18 protein-coding genes are annotated in these 19,086 nt (G+C 66.2%); 4 read left to right on the top strand and 14 right to left on the bottom strand.

Annotated features, from left to right (window positions below):
* Positions 1-94 precede the first annotated feature (94 nt).
* Together AC3QL3_RS19775 and gpmI are read right to left on the bottom strand one after the other, a co-directional pair.
* Entirely contained in the window at positions 95-1,249 is a 1,155-nt protein-coding gene (locus AC3QL3_RS19775) for a murein hydrolase activator EnvC family protein (RefSeq protein WP_492895832.1), read from the bottom strand.
* Positions 1,249-2,778, bottom strand: a complete 1,530-nt coding sequence (gene gpmI / locus AC3QL3_RS19780; protein ID WP_492895833.1) for a 2,3-bisphosphoglycerate-independent phosphoglycerate mutase — start codon at positions 2,776-2,778, stop codon at positions 1,249-1,251. Before gpmI ends, AC3QL3_RS19775 begins: the two co-directional genes overlap by 1 nt.
* Positions 2,779-2,907: 129 nt before the next feature.
* On the opposite strand from gpmI, the gene AC3QL3_RS19785 reads away from it, so the two are divergent.
* Positions 2,908-3,561, top strand: coding sequence for a DUF4097 family beta strand repeat-containing protein (locus tag AC3QL3_RS19785; RefSeq protein ID WP_492895834.1), 654 nt, complete (start codon positions 2,908-2,910; stop codon positions 3,559-3,561).
* A gap of 93 nt (positions 3,562-3,654) precedes the next feature.
* Here the strand turns inward: AC3QL3_RS19785 and AC3QL3_RS19790 are convergent, their stop codons facing one another.
* Entirely contained in the window at positions 3,655-5,493 is a 1,839-nt protein-coding gene (locus AC3QL3_RS19790) for a M1 family metallopeptidase (RefSeq protein ID WP_492895835.1), read from the bottom strand.
* 256 nt (positions 5,494-5,749) lie between these two features.
* Here AC3QL3_RS19790 and AC3QL3_RS19795 point away from each other — a divergent pair, with 256 nt between their 5' ends.
* Positions 5,750-6,463, top strand: a complete 714-nt coding sequence (locus AC3QL3_RS19795; RefSeq protein ID WP_492895836.1) for a LuxR family transcriptional regulator — start codon at positions 5,750-5,752, stop codon at positions 6,461-6,463.
* Between the two features lie 61 nt (positions 6,464-6,524).
* Here the strand turns inward: AC3QL3_RS19795 and AC3QL3_RS19800 are convergent, their stop codons facing one another.
* From AC3QL3_RS19800 to lptM, 11 genes are all read right to left on the bottom strand, one after another.
* Positions 6,525-7,349, bottom strand: a complete 825-nt coding sequence (locus AC3QL3_RS19800; RefSeq protein WP_492895837.1) for an aminoglycoside phosphotransferase family protein — start codon at positions 7,347-7,349, stop codon at positions 6,525-6,527.
* 10 nt (positions 7,350-7,359) lie between these two features.
* Positions 7,360-8,109, bottom strand: a complete 750-nt coding sequence (gene ubiE, locus AC3QL3_RS19805) for a bifunctional demethylmenaquinone methyltransferase/2-methoxy-6-polyprenyl-1,4-benzoquinol methylase UbiE (protein ID WP_492895838.1) — start codon at positions 8,107-8,109, stop codon at positions 7,360-7,362.
* Between the two features lie 151 nt (positions 8,110-8,260).
* Positions 8,261-8,620 (bottom strand): gamma-butyrobetaine hydroxylase family protein, encoded by a 360-nt coding sequence (locus AC3QL3_RS19810; RefSeq protein WP_492895839.1) that lies wholly within the window; start codon positions 8,618-8,620, stop codon positions 8,261-8,263.
* Positions 8,621-8,850: 230 nt separating this feature from the next.
* On the bottom strand, positions 8,851-9,393 hold the full coding sequence (locus AC3QL3_RS19815; RefSeq protein ID WP_492895840.1) for a hypothetical protein: 543 nt from the start codon (positions 9,391-9,393) through the stop codon (positions 8,851-8,853).
* Between the two features lie 139 nt (positions 9,394-9,532).
* Positions 9,533-10,870 (bottom strand): ATP-dependent protease ATPase subunit HslU, encoded by a 1,338-nt coding sequence (gene hslU, locus AC3QL3_RS19820; RefSeq protein ID WP_492895841.1) that lies wholly within the window; start codon positions 10,868-10,870, stop codon positions 9,533-9,535.
* 108 nt (positions 10,871-10,978) lie between these two features.
* The gene (hslV, locus tag AC3QL3_RS19825) at positions 10,979-11,512 is read right to left on the bottom strand and encodes an ATP-dependent protease subunit HslV (RefSeq protein ID WP_492895842.1); all 534 of its coding nucleotides are present in this window, start codon (positions 11,510-11,512) and stop codon (positions 10,979-10,981) included.
* Between the two features lie 136 nt (positions 11,513-11,648).
* Entirely contained in the window at positions 11,649-12,551 is a 903-nt protein-coding gene (locus AC3QL3_RS19830; protein ID WP_492895843.1) for a tyrosine recombinase XerC, read from the bottom strand.
* Positions 12,552-12,565: 14 nt separating this feature from the next.
* Positions 12,566-13,246 carry a DUF484 family protein gene (locus AC3QL3_RS19835; protein WP_492895844.1) on the bottom strand — a complete coding sequence of 227 codons (681 nt, stop codon included), beginning with the start codon at positions 13,244-13,246 and terminating at the stop codon, positions 12,566-12,568.
* A gap of 21 nt (positions 13,247-13,267) precedes the next feature.
* Positions 13,268-14,113 carry a diaminopimelate epimerase gene (gene dapF / locus AC3QL3_RS19840; RefSeq protein ID WP_492895845.1) on the bottom strand — a complete coding sequence of 282 codons (846 nt, stop codon included), beginning with the start codon at positions 14,111-14,113 and terminating at the stop codon, positions 13,268-13,270.
* A 215-nt stretch (positions 14,114-14,328) separates the two neighbouring features.
* A complete protein-coding gene (locus tag AC3QL3_RS19845) occupies positions 14,329-17,127 on the bottom strand; it encodes a DUF7933 domain-containing protein (protein ID WP_492895846.1) in 2,799 nt (932 codons plus the stop codon).
* A 569-nt stretch (positions 17,128-17,696) separates the two neighbouring features.
* Complete coding sequence (gene lptM, locus AC3QL3_RS19850) at positions 17,697-17,855, bottom strand: LPS translocon maturation chaperone LptM (RefSeq protein ID WP_492895847.1); 159 nt, start codon at positions 17,853-17,855, stop codon at positions 17,697-17,699.
* 70 nt (positions 17,856-17,925) lie between these two features.
* Here lptM and AC3QL3_RS19855 point away from each other — a divergent pair, with 70 nt between their 5' ends.
* Positions 17,926-18,600, top strand: coding sequence for a hypothetical protein (locus AC3QL3_RS19855; RefSeq protein ID WP_492895848.1), 675 nt, complete (start codon positions 17,926-17,928; stop codon positions 18,598-18,600).
* Positions 18,601-18,732: 132 nt separating this feature from the next.
* Entirely contained in the window at positions 18,733-19,038 is a 306-nt protein-coding gene (locus AC3QL3_RS19860; protein ID WP_492895849.1) for a PepSY domain-containing protein, read from the top strand.
* Positions 19,039-19,086: the final 48 nt, after the last annotated feature.

Here is a 19,086-nt window from a genome sequence, read left to right on the forward strand (position 1 = left end):
GGGAATGCGGTCAGTGTAATGCGGACGGCGTAGTCGCGCCGTTAGCCTGGACATGTCGTGCCGGCGGCGCTTTTGCAAGGGCGATGCCGCTCGCTCAACGCAGCCAAGAGCGCGGATCGATCGCCTGGCCCTTGGCGCGCAGCTCGAAATAGACGCCGGGCGTCTTCTGCCCGCCGCTGGCGCCGCTGCTGGCGATCGCGGTGCCGGCGTCGACCCAATCGCCGACGTCCTTGAGCAGGGTTTCGTTGCAGCCGTAGAGGCTCAGGTAACCGTCGCCGTGGTCGATGATGATCATCAATCCGTAGCCGCGCAGCCAGTCGGCGAACGCGACGCGGCCGTGCGAAACCGCGCGCACGGCGGTGCCGGTCTTGGCCGCAACCAGCATGCCGCTGCTGCGCCGGCCCGATTCGTCGGCGGCTCCGAACGCAGTCACCACCCGGCCTTGCACCGGCCAGTCCAGCTTGCCGCGCGCGGATGCGAACGGTTCGGCACCGGCGAGCTGCTTGGGGATGTCGGCGAAGACGTCGCGCAGTTTCTCCAGCAGATCGGTCAGCGCCGCCTCGTCCTTGCCCAGCGCCGCGATGCGCGAAACCTGGTCTTTCAGCTTGGCGTCGATCTCGGCCACCAGCTGTTCGCGTTCGCTGCGCTCGACTTCGAGCTTGTCGCCCTCGGCGCTGCGTGCGGCACGCGTGCGATCGAGTTCGGCGGTCGCCGTCGCGATCGAATCCTGCACCTCGGCCAGCTCGCGCAGATCGCCGCGCAGACGGTCGATCTGGTCGATCTGCGCGCGCTGGAAGTAACGGTGATAGGCCAACGCGCGCGAGATCGCGGCAACGTCGTCCTGCTGCAGCAGCAGCTTCAGCTCTTCGTGATTGCCCAGCGCATAGGCCGAACGCAGCAAGGCGGCGAGCGCTTCGCGCTGCGACTTCAAAGCGATTTCGAGCCGGGAGCGCTGCGCGTCGAGCTGGTCGAGCCGGTCCTTCTGCGTGAGCAGCTTGCCGTCGAGCGCGTGCACGTCCTTGGCTACCGCCGCCAGTGCGAGTTCCTTCTCGCGCAGGGTACGCACCGCCTCGCCTCGCTCGCCGGATGTAGCACGCTGCTGCTCGCTCAGCGTCTTGATCTCGGCGCGCACCGCATCGAGTTTCTGCTTGGCTTCTTTCTCCTGCGCCTCGCGTTGCGCTTGATCCGACTCTTGCGCCTGCGCAACGACCGACGCGAGCAGCGCCAGCCCTAGCAGAACGCGTTTCATCAGCGGAGGAACTCGACCAGGCTGCGACCGTTCATCTCGGCCGGCTGCGGCAGATCCATCAAGGCCAACACGGTCGGTGCGAGATCGCGCAAGGCGCCGTGGCGCAGGTTCGCCTTGCGGCCGACGTAGACCAGCGGCACCGGACCAACCGTGTGTTGCGTGTGCGGCACGCCGTTCTCGTCGAGCATCTGTTCCAGATTGCCGTGGTCGGCGCTGATCAGCATCTCGCCGCCGGCCGCGCGAATGGCCGTGGTCAGGCGTCCGAGCGCGACGTCGACCGCCTCGGCCGCCTTGATCGCGGCCGCTTCTATGCCGGTGTGGCCGACCATGTCGGGATTGGCGATGTTGCAGACGATGAAGTCGAAGCGCTGCGCAGCGATCGCCTCGACCAGCTTGTCGGTGAGTTCGGGGCAGCTCATTTCCGGCTGCAGATCGTAGGTCGCGACTTTCGGGCTCGGCACCAAGACGCGCTCTTCGCCGATGAACGGCGCTTCGCGGCCGCCGGAGAAGAAGAACGTCACGTGCGCGTACTTCTCGGTCTCGGCGATGCGCAGCTGGGTCAACCCGAGCGCGGACAAGTATTCGCCGAGCGTGTTGTGCATCGATTGCGGCGGATAGGCGATCGCGGTCGCGGCGAGGCCTTGCTCGTACTCGGTCAACGTGACGAAGGCGGACAGCTCGATCGTGCGGTCGCGCGCGAAACCAGCGAAGCCGCCGTCGACGAAGGCATGCGACAGCTCGCGCGCGCGATCGGCGCGGAAATTCATGAATACGATCGCGTCGCCGTCGGCGACGCGGACGCCGTCCGCGATCAGAGTCGGCTTGACGAACTCGTCGTTCTCGCCGCGCGCGTAGGCTTCCTGCAACGCGGTGAGCGCATCGGCGGCGTGAAACTCCGCGCGCGCCTCGGCGATCGCGTCGTAGGCGAGCCTCACCCGATCCCAGCGCTGGTCGCGGTCCATCGCGTAGTAGCGTCCGCTGACCGTTGCAATTTTTGCGTTGCCGAGCGCGGTGCATTTTTCCGAAAGCGCGCGCAGGCTCGCTTCGGCGCTGCGCGGCGGCGTATCGCGACCGTCGAGGAAGGCGTGCACGGCGACGCGCGCGACGCCGCGCCGGGCGGCCAGTTCGAGCAAGGCGTAGATGTGCTGCTCCTGGCTGTGCACGCCGCCGGGACTGAGCAGACCGAGCACGTGCAGCGTGCCGCCGCTGCGCAGCGCGGCGTCGCAGGCGCCGACCAAGGCCGGGTTGGCGTAGAAGCTGCCGTCGGCGATGGCCGCGTCGATGCGCGTCAGGTCCTGATAAACGATGCGGCCCGAGCCGATGTTCATGTGACCGACTTCGGAATTGCCCATCTGCCCTTCCGGCAATCCGACGAATTGGCCGTGCGTATCGACCAGGGTGTGCGGGCATTCGGCCAACAGGCGCCGCCAGTTCGGGCAGTTCGCCAGCGCGATCGCGTTGTGCGCGGTTTCCTCGCGATGACCCCAGCCATCGAGGATCAGCAGCAGTATCGGTTTGGGTCGGCTCACGCCCGGGTTTCCGCAGCACAGGGAATAGAGCATCCTAGCCGAAGCTCCTGCGCCTCGCCGCAACCGCGCCTAAACCCTCACCGCCGCGGCCGCATCCAAGTCCGTACCCAAGCCCACCGGAGATATCGCATGAAACGCCTGTCGCTCGCCCTCGCCCTGTCGCTGCTCCTGCCCGCCGCGCAGCTCGCCCTGGCTCAGGACGACGTCGACAAGGTGAACGGCTCGATCGAGATCAAGAACGGCGAACAGGCCGGCAACCTGACCACGGTCAACGGCGGCATCCGCATCGCCGCCTCCGGCAGCGCGCACAAGGTCACCACCGTCAACGGCGGCATCCGCCTCGGTGCACAGGCGCGCGCCGAAACGGTGAAGACGGTCAACGGCGGCATCGACCTCGGCGAAGGCGCGCAGGTGCGCGGCGGCGTCGAAACCGTCAACGGCGGCATCCGGCTGGGCAAGAGCGCCGACGTCGGCGGCCACGCGGAAACCGTCAACGGCCGCTTCGCGCTCGACGCCGCGCACATCGGCGGCGGCATCGAGACGGTCGGCGGCGACATCGACGTCGGCGCCGATTCGCGCGTGGAAGGCGGCATCCTGGTGAAGAAGCCGAGCGGCTGGTCCTGGGGCGAATCGCGCAAGCCGCGCGTAGTGATCGGCCCGCATGCGGTCGTACAGGGCACGCTCGAGTTCCAACGCGAAGTCGAGCTGTTCGTCAGCGACAGCGCGACGATCGGCACGGTCAAGGGCGCGAGCGTGCAGAAATTCAGCGGCGATCAGCCGTAAGCCTCGGCATCCCGCGGCTGCCGCGACGCGGCAGCCGCTCAAGCGCAAGGAATGACCGCGGCGGATCGGGCCAATGCCCGATCCGCCGTGCGCTCACTTCTTTTGCAGCGCCTTCTCGATGCTGACCTGAGTCATCGGGTGGTAGCCGGGCTTGGCCTTGGCATAGACCTGCTTGGCGAAGGCCTTGCCTTCGGCGGTCTTGACCAGCTCTTCGTACAGCGGCACCACCAGATAACGGCGGCCGATGCGCGTCATGTACTTGGCCATTTCCGCACGCGCCGGCTGGTAGCCGCTGCGGATCGCGGCGAGGTACCAGCGCCGCGCGATCTCCGCGTTCGGCGCGCCGTTCAGATGCCAGGCCGCGTCGAGCGCAGCGAGCTGCTCGGCGCTCAGCTTTTCCGGCAGGCCGTCGAGAAAGTACATCCATTCGTGCGTGTTCCAGCTCTTGGCACCGAGTTCGGCCGCCGTGCGCGTGCCGGCCAGCCATTCCTTGCGCGCCGCCGCGATCGCGTCGAGCTGCGGCGAGGCCGGCACCGGCGCGTCGTCCGGCACGCCGCCTTCGTAGATCCAACGCTTGACCTCATCGAGGCTCATCTTGCCCGGATGCTTGGCGATCAAATTGGCCTGCAGGTAGTCCAGCATCTGCTCGGTGGTGATGCTCTGGAAGGCGAAGTGCTCGAAGTAAGCGCGCAAGTAAGGGTCGAACGTTTCGCGACCGAAGCGCGCTTCCAGCGTGCGCAGCAGCCACGCGCCTTTGACGTAGGCGTAGCTCGACGCGGCGTCGTCGGCATCGTCGACGTCGGACACCAGGCGCTGCTTCTCCAGCGGCGTCTCCTTCATCTCGCGGCGCAGCGCATCGGCGGCGGTGACGAATTCCTCGTCCGCCTGCACCTTGCCGTAGACGGCTTCGACGATGCGGTTCTCGACATAGGTCGTGAACCCTTCGTTGAGCCACATGTGCTTCCAGCTCGCGTTGGTGACCAGGTTGCCCGACCACGAATGCGCCAGCTCGTGCGCGACCAGCGAGACCAGGCTCTTGTCGCCGACGATCACGGTCGGCGTTGCGAACGTCAAGCGCGGGTTCTCCATGCCACCGAACGGGAAGCTCGGCGGCAGCACCAGGATGTCGTAACGGCCCCAGCGATACGGGCCGTACAACTTCTCGGTGGTTTCGATCATCTTCTCGGTGTCGGAGAACTCCTTCGCCGCCGACTCCACCACCGACGGCTCGGCATAGACCGCGCTGCGCGGACCGGTTTCGCGCACCGCGATGTCACCGACCGCGATCGCCAGCAGATAGGACGGAATCGCCTCGTCCATCGCGAAGTGGTAGTCGCCGTCGAGCGCGTGCTTGACGTCGTTGTTCGCGCTCATCACCACGCGCAGCTCTTTCGGGCCGCGCACGTGCGCGGTGTAGGTGAAGCGCACCGCCGGCGTGTCCTGCAGCGGCACCCAGCTGCGCGCATGGATCGACTGCGACTGCGAGAACATGAACGGATGCGTCTTGCCGGCGGTCTGCGCCGGCGCCATCCACTGCAGTCCGGATGCGGTCGGCGCGCTGCGGTAGCGCACGCGCACGCGCGGCGCTTGTTCGGTCAAGACGATGCGCAAGGCCGAGCCGAGCAGCGGATCGCGTTTGTCCAACGTATAGCGCGCGGCTTGCGCGGTACCTTTCGCGTCGAGCGCTTCGACACGTTCGATCTTCAGGTCGCGCGTATCGAGCACGAGCGTGCGCGCGGACGGATCTTTCCAATCCAGTTCCAGCTCGGCGCTGCCGGCGAGTTCGTGGCGTTTGAAGTCGACGTCGAGATCCAGCGCCAGCGTGCGCACGCGCACGGCGTCGACGTTGGCGTAACTGTGGGGATCGGCGGCATGCGCGACCGCGGCGGCGAGCGCCAGGGTCGAGAAGAAGGCGAGGCGCAGAAAGGACACGGACATTCCTCGTGGACAGTACGGTGGACGAAAGCGCTCGGCGTGGCGCGAGGTGGGCGCATTGTCGCCCAAAGTCCGCGGACACGCAGATCGATGCGCAGATTCGTCTTCCCGATACGTCCTTCGACGGCGGCGTGAAGTGCCGGAAGGCACAAACATTCACCACGGACTGTCGATTTTCACGCTCGAATCACGCCAACCCTTTCATTTTATGAGTGCGCGCGGCGGGCGCGCACACCCAACGGTGCGCTGAGTCATGGCATCGACTCTCGAAATCATGCAGGCCTTGCTCGCTTGCGACACGCACGAGGAACTCCAGCGCAGCGGTGGTGAGTGCGCGCGCAGGCTCGGCTACGACGTGTGGGTCTACGCGATGATGCCGGCCGGCGGCGCCGAGGTTCCGTATTTGTGCGGCTCGCTGCCGTCGGGCTGGTACGCCGACCATTTCAAGCACGGCCACGGCGCCGCCGACCCGGTTTTCGCGCACTGTCGCCGCCATCTCGCGCCGCTGGCGTGGGACGTCGAGGACCATCGTGGCGAAGAGGACCTGCATTGCCCGGTGTTCTTCAAGGATGCCGCCGACATCGGCCTGCGTCACGGCGTCAGCGTGCCGGTGCACGGCTTCGGCTGCCAATGGGGCGTACTCTCACTGGCCAGCTCGCGCACGCCGCCGGCGCGCAACATGCAGCGCCAGCTCGCCGACGCGCAGTTGTTCGCCGCGTATGTGCACGAAGCCGGGCACCGCCTGGCCAGCGCGATCGAAAGCGAACACGTGCGCCTGACCGAACGCGAACGCGAATGCCTGCGCTGGACCGCCGGCGGCAAGACCGGCTGGGAGATCAGCCGCGTGCTCGGTATCTCCGAGCGCACGGTCGTGTTCCATTTGGAGAATGCCGCGCGCAAGTTCGGCGTGTTCGGCCGGCGCCAGGCGGCGGCGCGGGCGATCGCGTTGCGGATGATTTCGCTGTAACGGCACGCGCTTCGTCAGTTCGACCTACACGCGATTTCCGGCGGCGGCGAAGCGTTTCGACTCAACCCAGCTCCGCCAGCGCCATCTCGGCAATCGCGAGATCGGCGACCGGCTCGTCGCCGTCGTCGATGATCCAGGCGGCGGACAAACACGCGAATGCGAGCGTCCAGCGCAGCAGGCGCTCGCGCTCGATCGTCGCGGCTTCGACGATGAGATCGACGCGGCGCGCGAACAGCTCGCGCTTGAGGCCGATGTCTTCCTGCGGATCGGGGTTGCGCATCATGTTGACGAAATCGAAGCCGCGGTCGCCGAGCAGGCGCATCGGATCGATCGCGAGCCAGCCGCGTTCCGCGCCGTCGAGCACGTTGTCGTGGTGCAGATCGCCGTGCAAGGTCACGATGTCGCGCGGCGCGGCGAACAATTCGCCGGCGATCGCGTCGGCGCGCGCGAGGATGCCGCCGTGTGCACGTGCGACTGGCGCCAACGGTGCAAACCATTGCTCGAGCGGCAGCAACTGATCGGGCAGCGGCCGCGCACGCGGCGCGTGCAGTCGCGCCGCGGCAGCGCACAGAATGCGGATCGCTTCGTCGTCGCGGTCTTCGCGCGACATCCGAGCGAGCGAGCGCGTGCCCATCGCACGTTCGAGCAGCAGGGCGTCGCCTTCGTGGGCGAGCACGCGCGCGGCACCGTCGCCGCCCCAGTAGTCCATCAAGAGCCAAGCCCAGCGCGTATCCGGCTCGCGTGCGATTTTCAGCATCGCCGGCGCGCCCGCGCGCCGTACCGGCAGCAGGTCGCTGCAATGGGTCCAGATCGGCGTGCCGTCGGCGCGCAAATTCCAACGCAGCAGCCATTCGTCGAAGATCGACGGCACGGTCTCGCGGTTCATGCGCGAAGACTCAGACGCGGTAGCCGCGATGGATCGCGACGATGCCAGCGGAGAGATTGCGCACGTCGACGCGCGCGAGTCCGGCCCCTTCCATCATCGACTTCAGAGTTTCCTGGTCCGGATGCTTGCGGATCGACTCGGCCAGATATCGATAGCTGGCCTCGTCGCCGGCGATCAGGCGGCCGATGCGCGGCAGTACCTGGAACGAATGGAAGTCGTACAGGGGCTTGAGGAATTCGGCGCGCACGGTGGAGAACTCGAGCACCAAGGCACGGCCGCCGATTTTCAGCACGCGATGAATCTCGCTGAGCGCGCGCTCCTTGTGCGTAACGTTGCGCAAGCCGAACGCCATCGTCACGCAGTCGAAGCTTTGGTCCGGAAACGGCAGCGCCTCGGCGTCCATCTGCGACCAGTCCAGACCGCGCACGAGGCCGCGATCGAGCAGACGGTTGCGGCCGACGCGCAGCATGTCGCCGTTGATGTCGCCGACCACGACGCTGCCGCGTGCGCCGACCCGCGGCAGCAGCAGCGCGGCGATGTCGCCGGTACCGCCGGCGAGATCGAGCACGCGATCGCCGGCGCGCACGCCGCTGGTCGCGACGAAGTAGCGTTTCCACAGTCGATGCACGCCGAACGACATCAAATCGTTCATGACGTCGTAATTGCGCGCGACCGAGGTGAACACCTCGCCGACGAGGCGGGCCTTGTCGGCCTCGGGCACGTCGCGGTAGCCGAAATGGGTGGTTTGCGGTTCGCTCATGGTGTGCATGCTACCGCAAGCGCGAGCCGCGAACCCTGAGAAAGCCTCGGCGTGCCGGCGTCGTGCGCGCTACTAGCGGCCAATCCGACTCGCCCGGCCGAGGCCCGGTCTCATCTCAGGTAGCAATAAAGATTGACTGACAGAAGCCGGATCAGGGCTGGCGCGATGCCTCGCGTGCAGCGACTTCGTCCAGGTACGCCTGCCAATTGCGCGCCTGATCGCGGCCGAGCGCATACAGGATGTCCCAGGAATAGATGCCGCTGGCGTGGCCGTCGTCGAAGCGCAGCAGCACGGCGTAGTTGCCGACCGGCTCGACGGCGGAGATGTTGACGTGCGCCTTGCCGGTCACCAGCACTTTCTGCCCCGGCCCATGCCCCTGCACTTCGGCGCTCGGCGAATTCACGCGCAGATATTCGGCCGGCAGACGAAACGCCTCGCCGTTGTCGAACACGACTTCGAGCGCGTGCGACGCGCGATGCAAGGTCAGACTGATCGGAACCGGCTTGCTCATCGGAAGGCGTGCGTAAAAACGATAGGGAATTTCCGCTTGACCAGCCTTCGGCTGTCGTAAAGCACGTCGCGGGAATAACGCCCAAAAGAAGTCTCAAACGACTCTGCTACGAAGCAGCTGTGAGTGAAAAGTGCGGCCATGGATGGCCGCTCTAGATCCACCCGTAAGCTGCTCCTCTCACGCCCTCAACCCTCATCCGCCGAAGCAGCGATCAAGGACGATCGCACCAACTAATGCACAGTATGGGGCTTGCGCACCGCCAACGTCGGCCCACCCGGCGAACCGGCGACCTGCCACAGTGCATCGAGGTAGCCGCTGCCGAACCCGATCGAGCCGATCGCCTCGAATTCGTAGGTGCCGGTGTCGGGATACCACTGCGCGTTCGGGTCGAGTTCGCGCAGCACCAGCGCATTCGACTCGACCGAATCGAGCTGACCGACGTAGCTGATTTCGCCCTCGTCGTCCTCGACCATATTGACCGAGATCAGCGGCGCACAAGCCGCCGCGGATTGCGCGATCGAGACCCAGTCGTCGAGGCGGAAGTCCTGCGGCACGACCAGCTGCTCGCCGCGCAGGGCCAGCGCCTTGTCGACGAATTCGCGCGATGGGTCCGGCTCGAGCGAGCTGATGTCGGCAACGGCGATCGCGACATAGCCGTCGAAACGCATCGCGTCGCCGACTTCGGCGATCAGACAGAAGTCGCGCGACAGCGCGACGACGTAACCGTGGATCGTGCCCGGCTGCAGGCGTTCGCGCTGGACGCGCATCGGCAAGCGCTGCTCCAGCGCCTCGCGTAGATCGGCGCGGACGCCGCGGGCTTTGAAAGGAACGACAGTAGTCATGGCGATATGGTCGGTGGTTTGCAGCGGTCGCGCAAGAAATCCCCTTTTTCGCGTGCGCAGAGGTGCGCGATCAGAGGATGTAGCGCGACAAATCTTCGTCCTTGACCAGGCCTCCCAGATGCGCGTCGACGTAAGCGGTGTCGATGCGGTAGTGCTGGCCGCCCTTGTCCGAGGCTTCGTAGGAAATCTCGTCGAGCAGGCGCTCGAGCACGGTATGCAGGCGGCGCGCGCCGATGTTCTCGGTGCGTTCGTTGACGTGGAAGGCGATCTGCGCGAGGCGCTCGATGCCGTCGTCGGTGAACTCGATGGTGACGCCCTCGGTGCCGAGCAAGGCCGTGTATTGCTTGGTCAGCGCGTGGTGCGGCTCGGACAGGATGCGCTTGAAATCGTCGGCGGTCAGCGCCGCGAGCTCGACGCGAATCGGAAAACGCCCCTGCAGTTCGGGCACCAAATCGGAGGGTTTGGCCAGCGAGAACGCACCCGATGCGATGAACAGGATGTGATCGGTCTTGACGATGCCGTACTTGGTCGACACCGCCGAGCCTTCCACCAGCGGCAGCAGGTCGCGCTGCACGCCTTCGCGCGAGACGCCGGCGCCGCTCCATTCGCCGCGCTGCGCGATCTTGTCGATCTCGTCGATGAAGACGATGCCGTTCTGCTCGCAGTTCGCCAGCGCCAGGCGCTTGATTTCCTCGTCGTTGACGAGCCGGCCCGCCTCTTCCTCGATCAACAGCGGCCGCGCCTGCGCGATCGGCAACTTGCGTGACTGCGTTTTCTGCCCGGCCAGCGACTGGAACATGCCGCGCAACTGGCTGGTCATTTCCTCCATGCCGGGCGGCGCCATGATTTCGACGCCGACGTTCATCGCGAAATCGAGCTCGATCTCGCGCTCGTCGAGCGCGCCTTCGCGCAGCTGCTTGCGCAGCTTCTGGCGCGTCTCGGCATCGCGCGTGTCGACCGGCTGCGGCTCGTTGGCGAAGCCGACGCCTTGGCGGCGCGGCAGCAGCGCATCGAGGATACGGTCCTCGGCGCGGTCCTCGGCCTGCGAACGTACGCGCGTCTTGGCCTGTTCGCGCGCCATCTTGACCGCGGCGTCGGCGAGATCGCGCACGATCTGCTCGACGTCTTTGCCGACGTAGCCGACTTCGGTGAACTTGGTCGCTTCCACCTTGATGAACGGCGCATTCGCGAGCGAAGCGAGCCGGCGCGCGATCTCGGTCTTGCCGACGCCGGTCGGACCGATCATCAGAATGTTCTTCGGCGTTACTTCATCGCGCAGTGACGGATCGAGCTGCATGCGCCGCCAGCGGTTGCGCAGCGCGATCGCGACCGCACGCTTGGCCGCTTTCTGGCCGATGATGTAGCGATCGAGTTCGTTGACGATTTCGCGGGGAGTCAGTTCGGACATGGGAAGCCGGGATTGGGGATTCGGGATTTGAGATTCGGAACCGGAGAATGGAGCGAATAGGCACCTAAACGAGCGCGCTCTTTCGAATCCCCAATCCCCAATCCCGAATCACAGCTCTTCAATGGTGACGTTGTGATTGGTGTAGATGCAGATGTCGCCGGCGATGTTCAACGCTTTCTCGACGATCGCGCGCGGCTCCAGCTCCGTGTGTTCGAGCAGAGCTTTCGCCGCGGCGAGCGCGAACGGACCGCCGGAGCCGATGGCGATCAAACCGTTTTCCGGTTCGAGCACGTCGCCGTTGCCCGACACGATCAGCGACGTCGATTTGTCGGCGACCGCGAGCAGCGCTTCGAGGCGACCGAGGCGGCGCTCGGTGCGCCAATCCTTGGCCAATTCGACCGCGGCGCGGGTCAGGTTGCCGCCGTGCTTGTCGAGTTTTTGTTCGAACAACTCGAACAAGGTGAAAGCGTCCGCCGTCGCGCCGGCGAAGCCGGCCAGCACATCGCCCTTGCCGAGGCGGCGCACCTTGCGCGCATTCGCCTTCATGACCGTGTTGCCGAGCGTGACCTGGCCGTCGCCGCCGATGACGACTTTGTCGCCGCGGCGGACGGAAACGATGGTAGTGGCGTGAAAACTGTCCATGGGCGTCCGTTCTGTCGAGGGTACGGAGGTGGGGCCGTGGCTGCGGAACCCAAGATCGCCTGCGCGTGGCGGCGATTCAAGAGCGGGAGCGGAAACGTTTGAAACGCGTAGCGATTCGGGCTTGAAAGCCCCTGACTCAATCGCGTGCGCGGCGCCGCGCACGCGGATGCGCCGCGTCGTAGACCTTGGCCAGATGCTGGAAATCCAGATGCGTGTAGATCTGGGTGGTACCGATGTCGGCGTGACCGAGCAGTTCCTGCACGGCGCGCAGGTCGCCGGAGGATTCGAGCAGATGGCTGGCGCACGAGTGGCGCAGAAGATGCGGATAGACGCGCTTCCACACGCCCTGCTCTTGCGCGCGGCGCTTGAGGCGCGCGCGCACGCCGTTGGGCGTCAGCGGGCGACCGCGCACGCCGCGCACGAGCGGATCGTCGGCGCCGCAGCCGTCTTGCTCGCGCAGCGCGGCGAGCGCCTCGCGCGCTTTCGCGCCGACCGGCACCAGACGGGTTTTGGAGCCTTTGCCGGTCACGCGCAGCATCGCGCCGTCGGCATCGAAGTCACGCCAGCGCACGCCGCAGAGTTCGGCCACGCGCAGCCCGCTGGAATACAAAAGTTCGAGCAAGGCGCGGTCGCGTACCGCCTCGACGTCGTCGCCGGGCACTTCGACCAGCTGACTCATCTCGTCGGCGTCGAGTACTTCGGGCAATTTGCGCCGCAGCTTGGGCGAGCGCAGACCGAGCGCGGGGTTGCTCGCCACTTCCCCTTCGCGCGCGAGGTAGCGGAAGAAGCTGCGCCAAGCCGAGGCGAGGCCGCGCAATGTCGACGGCGAATAGCCGCGTTCGCGGTGCTCGAGCGCGAGCAGCGACTGCACCTGATCGGCCTTCAGATCGCGCCAGCGCTGGATGCCGCGCTGCTCGGCGTAGTCGGCCAGCCGTGCGAGCCCGAACGCATAGTGTTCGAGCGTGCTCGATGAGTAGCGACGCTCGTCGCGCAGATAGGCGAGGAAACCGTCGACGCCACTGGCCAGCGCAGCACTCATGTCGATCGTGCCGGTCAGTCGCGGAAGCGCCCGATCGCGGCGGCGACCGCTTCGGCGATCAGCTTCAAGAACACCGTGCCCATGCCCGGATGGAAGCGGTTCTCGTCGTGGCTGCCGATCGCCAAGAGGCCAACCGAATCGATCGGCAGCAGCACGGTCGAGCGGACTTCGCCCGCCTTGTCGCCGAACAGCGCATCGAGCTTGTCCTGCTGCACGCGGCCGCAGAGCGGCTCGGCACGCTTGAAGAACTCGGCGAACGCGGGCAACGCGGACGCGCCGGCCGGCTCGGCGATCAGCCACTCGGCGGCCGGCAGATCCGGATCGGCGCGGAACAGCACCAGACGCACGAGGTCGGTGTGGAAATCCTCGGTCAGCGCGGCGACGATCGAGTTCGCGGTTTCCGGCAATGTGCGCGCACGCATCAGGGCCAGCGTCAGCGTGTGCACGCGCACCATCAAGGTTTCGTTCTCGTGCGCGATTTCGATCAGCTCCTGCAGGCGCCGATTCAGCTCGCGATTCTTGTCGCGCAGCACTTCGAGTTGGTAGCTCGCCAACGACGCGGCCGAACCCTGCTCGCGCGGCAGTACCAGCGCCATGGCGAGGTCGGGGAATTCGTTGAGGAATTCGGGATGGCGGCGCAGATAACTCGCGACTTCCATCGCGGTCAGACCTTCTTTGACGCTGAGTTCGCTCATGGTTTCCTCGTCTTGCATGATCTAGGCGCCGTACTCGCCCTCGAACACGAACTGTGCCGGGCCGCTCATCCACAACGTGTGGCCTGGGCCTTCCCAGCGGATGGAAAGTTCACCGCCCGGCAGGGCGACGCGCACCTCCGCATCGACGCGGCCGCGCCGGCGCAGTGAAGCCACCGCGGCGCAGGCGCCGCTGCCGCAGGCGAGCGTCTCGCCGACACCGCGCTCCCATACGCGCAGGCGGATGCGCTCGCGCGAAACGATTTCGGCGAAGCCGACGTTGCAGCCTTGCGGGAAAGCCGGCGAATGTTCGATCTGCGGTCCGAGCACCGCGACCGCCGCCGCAGCGACGTCGTCGACCTCGACCACCGCGTGCGGATTGCCCATCGAGACGGCGCCGAGCTCGACCTTGCGGCCGACGACGTCGATCGCGTAGAGGCCGTTCGCTTCGTCGATGGCCTTCGCTTCGGCCGAAAGTGGAATCGCCGCCGGCGCGAAACGCGGCTCGCCCATGTCGGCGCGCACGTGGCCTCCGTCGAGCAGCTCGACCGCGACCGGCCCGGACGGACTTTCCAGGCGCACCGCGCCACGGCCGAGCACGCTGGCGCGTTCGAGCCAGCGCGCTACGCAACGCAAGCCGTTGCCGCATTGTCCCGAGGAGGTGCCGTCGGTGTTCCAGATGCCGTAAGCGAAGGCGCAGGACGGGTCGCGCGCCGGCTCGATCGTCAACAGCTGATCGAAACCGACGCCGAAATGACGATCGCCGAAAAGCCGAATCGCCTGCGCATCGAGACCGAGCGGCTGGGTGCGGCAGTCGACGATGACGAAGTCGTTGCCGAGGCCGTGCATCTTGCTGAAACGGAGCGCCATGCCGATCGCGTCAGGTTCGAGTCGCGATCGGCGACGCTGCGGACGGTGCGCAGGCAAGCTGGCGAACGGATGGAGGCATGGGACGGTCCTGCGAGAATCCGCCCGCAGTATAGCTTCCCGTTGCTGCGCGAACCGAGCTGCGGCGGCGTCCGCTGACGATTGAAAACGGAAGCGAGCCGTTGCCGGATCGCTTCCGTCGTCGTTCGTCTGAATGCCTAGTGTTGTGCTTCCGATGCCGTGTCGGGCGCTTCGAAGCCGTCACAGAAGATCGCGTCGGCACCGCCGCGACATGCGGACGCCGCTGCGGTGACGGTCAAATTCACCGGCACGCTGACCACCGGCTGCGATGGATCGTTGGTGGTCAAACACAGGCTCGCCGTGTACGTGCCTTGACCGAGACCCGCCAGAGCAGGCACCGCGGTCACAGCCAGCTCGTGCTGCGTGCCGCCGTCGACGACGCCGTTGCTCGGCGGATGCACCAACCAAGCCGGCACGCTCCCTTGGCAGGGTCCGTTACCGTCGGTAGCAGTCGCGCGAATAGCGAAGTTGCCGCGTGGCCTGAACAGCCAATCGATGTTCTCGGTGATGGTGTTGTTGTCCAGATTGTCGAGATCGGTCGGCTGGGTGTAATGGGCCGAAAAGTAGGATTGACCTTGTGGCACCGTCACATCGAAGGCGGCCGGTGTATACGGCGGCGTGAAGCCGCCGCCGAGCGCCCATTGATCGACGAAGCCGACATAGACGTGCCCTGGGCCGGGAACACGAAAATCCGTGGCGTAGGTCTGAAACCCGCCGGTTACGGCGATGTCGACGAGGTGGTTTGTGCCGATGCGTTTCGCATTGCGCAGAAAAGGACCGCCGTCGGCGTCGTAGTAGACGACCAGGTTGGCCTGCAGGCCGCGCAGATCGCCGTTGCCCATTTTCTCGTCGCCCCAGAACACGGAGATTGAATCGATCGTGACCGGCCCATCCACGCTGTATCGATTCAAATAAATCGAACCGCGCTCGGTACCGGGCTCGCCGAATCCCACAGCGGTTTCCGGCGCTCCATCGTCGAGTTGGAAGACCAAGGTTCCCGGCGCGATCCACGGCGGCGTCGATGCCAGCGTCGGCTGGGTCAGCGGCTGCACTCGGAATGACGGTTCCGCTCCGGCAGGCGGTGCAGCGCGTTGGGTATCGGCGAGCGGAACGGACAGGGGCGGCTGCAGCATCGAGCTGGTACCCCGCGCGATCACCGAATACAGCAGCGGATCGCTGCCGGCTGCATTGGCGATGCTCAACGTCTGGCTCGCGCTTGCGTCCGCGGCGACGGTGAAGTTCAACGCCTGCGGAGCAATCGTCGCGGCCGGGGGCACGCCGACGCCGAGGCGGATCGAATCGATCCACCAGCCGCGCTCTTCCCAAGCGGCACCGTACTCATCGTCGGCCGTACGAAAGCGCAGGCGAGTCGGCTTGCCGACGGCCTCTGCGGGGAGGCTGGCGATCGTCGTCATGAAAGTCGAATCGGGGGTGCCGAACAGCCAGGCTGCGCGTCCGGCGAGCGGGCTTCCCGTATTGCGAAAGACGCGGTCGTTGTAACCGCCTGTGACGAAAATCCCGCCAGCTTGGAGAATGTCGACGAAGTCTCCGCCGTCGATCGAGATCTCGAGCACCGCGGCATCGGGCGACACCAACGCGTATCGATGGCGGAAGCTCACGTTCTGATTCGGCACCGGCACGAAGACCGGCGAATCCAGCGTGAAGTCACTCACCTCGCCACGCTCGCCGACGTAAACCGCATTCGGTCCCGCATCCTGCGCCGAGCTGGTGGTCACCCAATCGCTAGTCCCGGTCACGGTCGAGGAAATCCATCCCGTCGGCAGGGCCGGCGGAGGGGCATGGTCGAAATCCTCGAACGGCGGAAACGTCGTGGAACTGCCTGAATACACCGTCAGTGTGGCCTTCGCGGGGGCGTGGCTGACCCCGAGGTCAGTCTGCAGCGCTCCCGCGGCGACTCGATTCCGAAACAGACCTGGCGCAGCAGCGACAACGTCGACGCTGAGGGTGCAAAAGCCCGCTGCTGGAATCTGCGCGCCGTGATTCAATACGACCGCATCCGCAGACGCCGACGTCGCCACGCTGCCGTTCACACAGGTCGTCGTCGCATTCGGCGCTGTTGCGACACGCAGGCCCTCGGGCAACGTGTGAATGAAATCGGCGCCGAGCGTCGCCGCGGTCGGCTGGCTGCGATTGTCGAGCGCGATCGTCAACGTGCTCGTCGTAGCCACCATCGTCGACTCCGGTGAGAACGCCATCGACACGTTCGGCGCCGCCGGCCCCATCGTTCCCAGACCGACCGTCATCAATGTCCCACCGATGGTCGGCGAACGCAGCGCAGTCGGTTCGTCGATTCCGCACTCCGGCCAGGAGAAAAACGACGGATGGGTCTGCTCCGTCATATTGGCGCCCTGCACGAACAAGCCTACCGAGTCGTCGATGTGATACTCGACGACCAGGTCGGTGTTCACCGCGTCGGCGACGACGCCGCTGACCGGAATCGTCAGTGTCTGCCGCTCAGTGCCGTCGCTGACGCCGCTGCCTGCACCGATCGGAGTCAGACCCGCGAGCGGAATCGTGTCGACGGGTACGTCGTGCGGGATCGAGTAGAGGCGAACGGCAATGGGCGTCGGCAGCCCCCGCTCTACGCTAAGCGTTACGCTGCGCACTTCCACCGATCCGGCCGGCGCGCCGTGCTCGCTGAAATAGAACCGCCGCCACCAGCTACTGGCCCATGTTGTCGTTTCACCGACACAAGATATCCCGGTGCCGTATGCGGGCGTGTTGTCCTCCATTTGCGAGATCGAAACGTCGCGCGGCAATACGGTGTCACCAGTTATGCCACGGGGCGAAGTGGGAAGCGATGCAAGAGCCGGTCCGGCCAAAACGGCCGGGCCGATAGCGGCCATGGCCGCAACGACCAACGCTAAAGGTTTCATTGAGGTAGCTCCGATTGAAGTTCGGACGGCCTGGTGCATCGAGCTTTTCTTCGCAGCGACTCGCGACCTCGCTCATCAACGCGAGCGAAGCCGTGAGCCCTCGATGCACTCACCGCCAGGGCGGCTGCTGTGCAGCAGCGGTTCGAAGAGCCGGGCGGGCAGCCGCGTCCGATCGCTGTCGCGTGATGCGACGACGGCCGGAACACCGCGTCCACTCGATCGATGAAGGCGGCTCTTCGGGGCGGTTCGACCGCGCCGATCGGAGATTTCTCGGCAACGGCCGGGAACGTTTCGGTAACGCTTCGTCCACGCCACAACGGCAGCGTGCGTTACCAATCGCGCGCCGTGCGCGGAGCCGGTGAGCTGCTCCTTCTTGCGAAATGCACTAATGGATTAATGACGTGCCGAGGGCCGACATACACGTCAGGTCGGCAATCGGTCGGCGAACGCAAAACTAGATGCCTAGTCTGCGGTGGAACGAAGAATCGCCGTAGGGGCGCCCTACGGAACGAACACGCAGGGCTGATCTGAAGGTATTGAGGGAAGCCCGCAACGAAAGTCGCGGAGGAACAACGATCGTGGCGCCGACGCAACGTCGGCGCCGTGACTCAGTGGCCGGAGGATTCCGGTGCGGGCGTGGGTGCAGGCGCCGGTTGCGGAGACGGCGTCGGCGACTTCGTCGGCGGCCTGACCAGCGGACCCTTGTTGCCGCAAGCGGTCAGCGACAGCGCGAAAATCAAAAGCGGAACGAGACGGCGCAGCGACATGATGAAAGTCCGATGAAGACGTGCGCGCAGTATAGCGGCCGGTCGTCGCGTCGGCGGCTATGCTAGGGCCATGTCGCTGACTCCGTTTCTCATCGCGACGTTCGCGCTGGCCGCGCTCTTCGCACTCGGCGCGCTTGCGCAGGTGCGCACCGCGCGCCGGCGCTGGCGCGAGCGGCGCCGGTTCGCGGCGACGCATCGCGTGCTGTGGAGCCTGCTCTTCCTGGTGCTGGCCCTGGCCGGCACCTTCGGCGGCCTCGGCCTGCTCGGCTGGCAGCGCCTAACGTCGGAAGCGACGGTGGCGACGATCCAGGCGCGCCAGCTCGCGCCGCAGCGTTACGCGGTCAGCGTGACGACGCCGGACGGCAGCAGCCGCGAGGTCGAACTCGCCGGCGACGACTGGCAGCTCGATGCACGCGTGATCAAATGGCAAGCCGCCGCCGTCGTGCTCGGCGCGCCGCCGCTGTATCAGCTCGATCGTATCGGCAGCCGCTGGCGCGATGTCGCGCGCGAGCGGGAAGCGCCACGCAGCGTCGTCGCACTCGCTCCAGCCGCGCCCATCGACTTGTGGCAGCTCAAGCAGCGCTATCCGCGCTGGCTGCCGTGGGTCGATGCGGACTACGGCAGCGCGGCCTACCTGCCACTGGTCGATGGCGGTCGCTACACCGTCACGCTGGCGGCCGCCGGCGGACTGGTGGCGCGGCCGTCCGATGCGGCGACGCGGAGCAAGCTGTCGCTCGGCAATTGAGCGATTCGCATCGGGCGTGCCGCGCGGATGAACGTCGTGCAACGCGCGGACGCTTGTGCGCCAACGGGACCACAACATCGTCTCGGCTAGGATGAATTCGCGGCCCCAACCCGTTCACATCAAGGAGTTGCCATGAATCGATCTCTCGTTGCGATGCTGGGCGCTGGTCTCGCCGTCTCCACGATGGCGTTCGCCAAGGACGTCCCACCGGCCGAACTCGAAGCCCTGGTCAAATCCGGTGCCGTGCTGACGCAGGACAAGCTCGATGCCGCGGCGCTGGCCAAGCATCCGGGCGGTACCGTGCAACCGGGTGGCGAAGTTGAACAGCATCGCCGCGGCTACGTCTACGAAGTGGAGGTCTTCGATGCGCAAGGCGTCGAATGGGACTTGGACATCGACGCGAAGTCAGGCGCGGTGCTGAAGAACGAACGCGACTAGAAGCGGCCGTTGCGGCGAGCGGAAATCGGCGCGACGCCAGTGAGGGCG

It is taken from the genome of Dokdonella sp. GW821-FHT11D02 (assembly GCF_058808595.1).

What these genes read in the sequence shown, in the direction of transcription:
- AC3QL3_RS19775 (WP_492895832.1), bottom strand. Translation starts at nt 1,249, where the DNA reads ATGAAACGCGTTCTGCTAGGGCTGGCGCTGCTCGCGTCGGTCGTTGCG.
- AC3QL3_RS19785 (WP_492895834.1), top strand. Translation starts at nt 2,908, where the DNA reads ATGAAACGCCTGTCGCTCGCCCTCGCCCTGTCGCTGCTCCTGCCCGCC.
- AC3QL3_RS19795 (WP_492895836.1), top strand. Translation starts at nt 5,750, where the DNA reads ATGGCATCGACTCTCGAAATCATGCAGGCCTTGCTCGCTTGCGACACG.
- AC3QL3_RS19800 (WP_492895837.1), bottom strand. Translation starts at nt 7,349, where the DNA reads ATGAACCGCGAGACCGTGCCGTCGATCTTCGACGAATGGCTGCTGCGT.
- ubiE (WP_492895838.1), bottom strand. Translation starts at nt 8,109, where the DNA reads ATGAGCGAACCGCAAACCACCCATTTCGGCTACCGCGACGTGCCCGAG.
- AC3QL3_RS19810 (WP_492895839.1), bottom strand. Translation starts at nt 8,620, where the DNA reads ATGAGCAAGCCGGTTCCGATCAGTCTGACCTTGCATCGCGCGTCGCAC.
- hslU (WP_492895841.1), bottom strand. Translation starts at nt 10,870, where the DNA reads ATGTCCGAACTGACTCCCCGCGAAATCGTCAACGAACTCGATCGCTAC.
- hslV (WP_492895842.1), bottom strand. Translation starts at nt 11,512, where the DNA reads ATGGACAGTTTTCACGCCACTACCATCGTTTCCGTCCGCCGCGGCGAC.
- AC3QL3_RS19830 (WP_492895843.1), bottom strand. Translation starts at nt 12,551, where the DNA reads ATGAGTGCTGCGCTGGCCAGTGGCGTCGACGGTTTCCTCGCCTATCTG.
- AC3QL3_RS19835 (WP_492895844.1), bottom strand. Translation starts at nt 13,246, where the DNA reads ATGAGCGAACTCAGCGTCAAAGAAGGTCTGACCGCGATGGAAGTCGCG.
- dapF (WP_492895845.1), bottom strand. Translation starts at nt 14,113, where the DNA reads ATGGCGCTCCGTTTCAGCAAGATGCACGGCCTCGGCAACGACTTCGTC.
- AC3QL3_RS19845 (WP_492895846.1), bottom strand. Translation starts at nt 17,127, where the DNA reads ATGCACCAGGCCGTCCGAACTTCAATCGGAGCTACCTCAATGAAACCT.
- lptM (WP_492895847.1), bottom strand. Translation starts at nt 17,855, where the DNA reads ATGTCGCTGCGCCGTCTCGTTCCGCTTTTGATTTTCGCGCTGTCGCTG.
- AC3QL3_RS19855 (WP_492895848.1), top strand. Translation starts at nt 17,926, where the DNA reads ATGTCGCTGACTCCGTTTCTCATCGCGACGTTCGCGCTGGCCGCGCTC.
- AC3QL3_RS19860 (WP_492895849.1), top strand. Translation starts at nt 18,733, where the DNA reads ATGAATCGATCTCTCGTTGCGATGCTGGGCGCTGGTCTCGCCGTCTCC.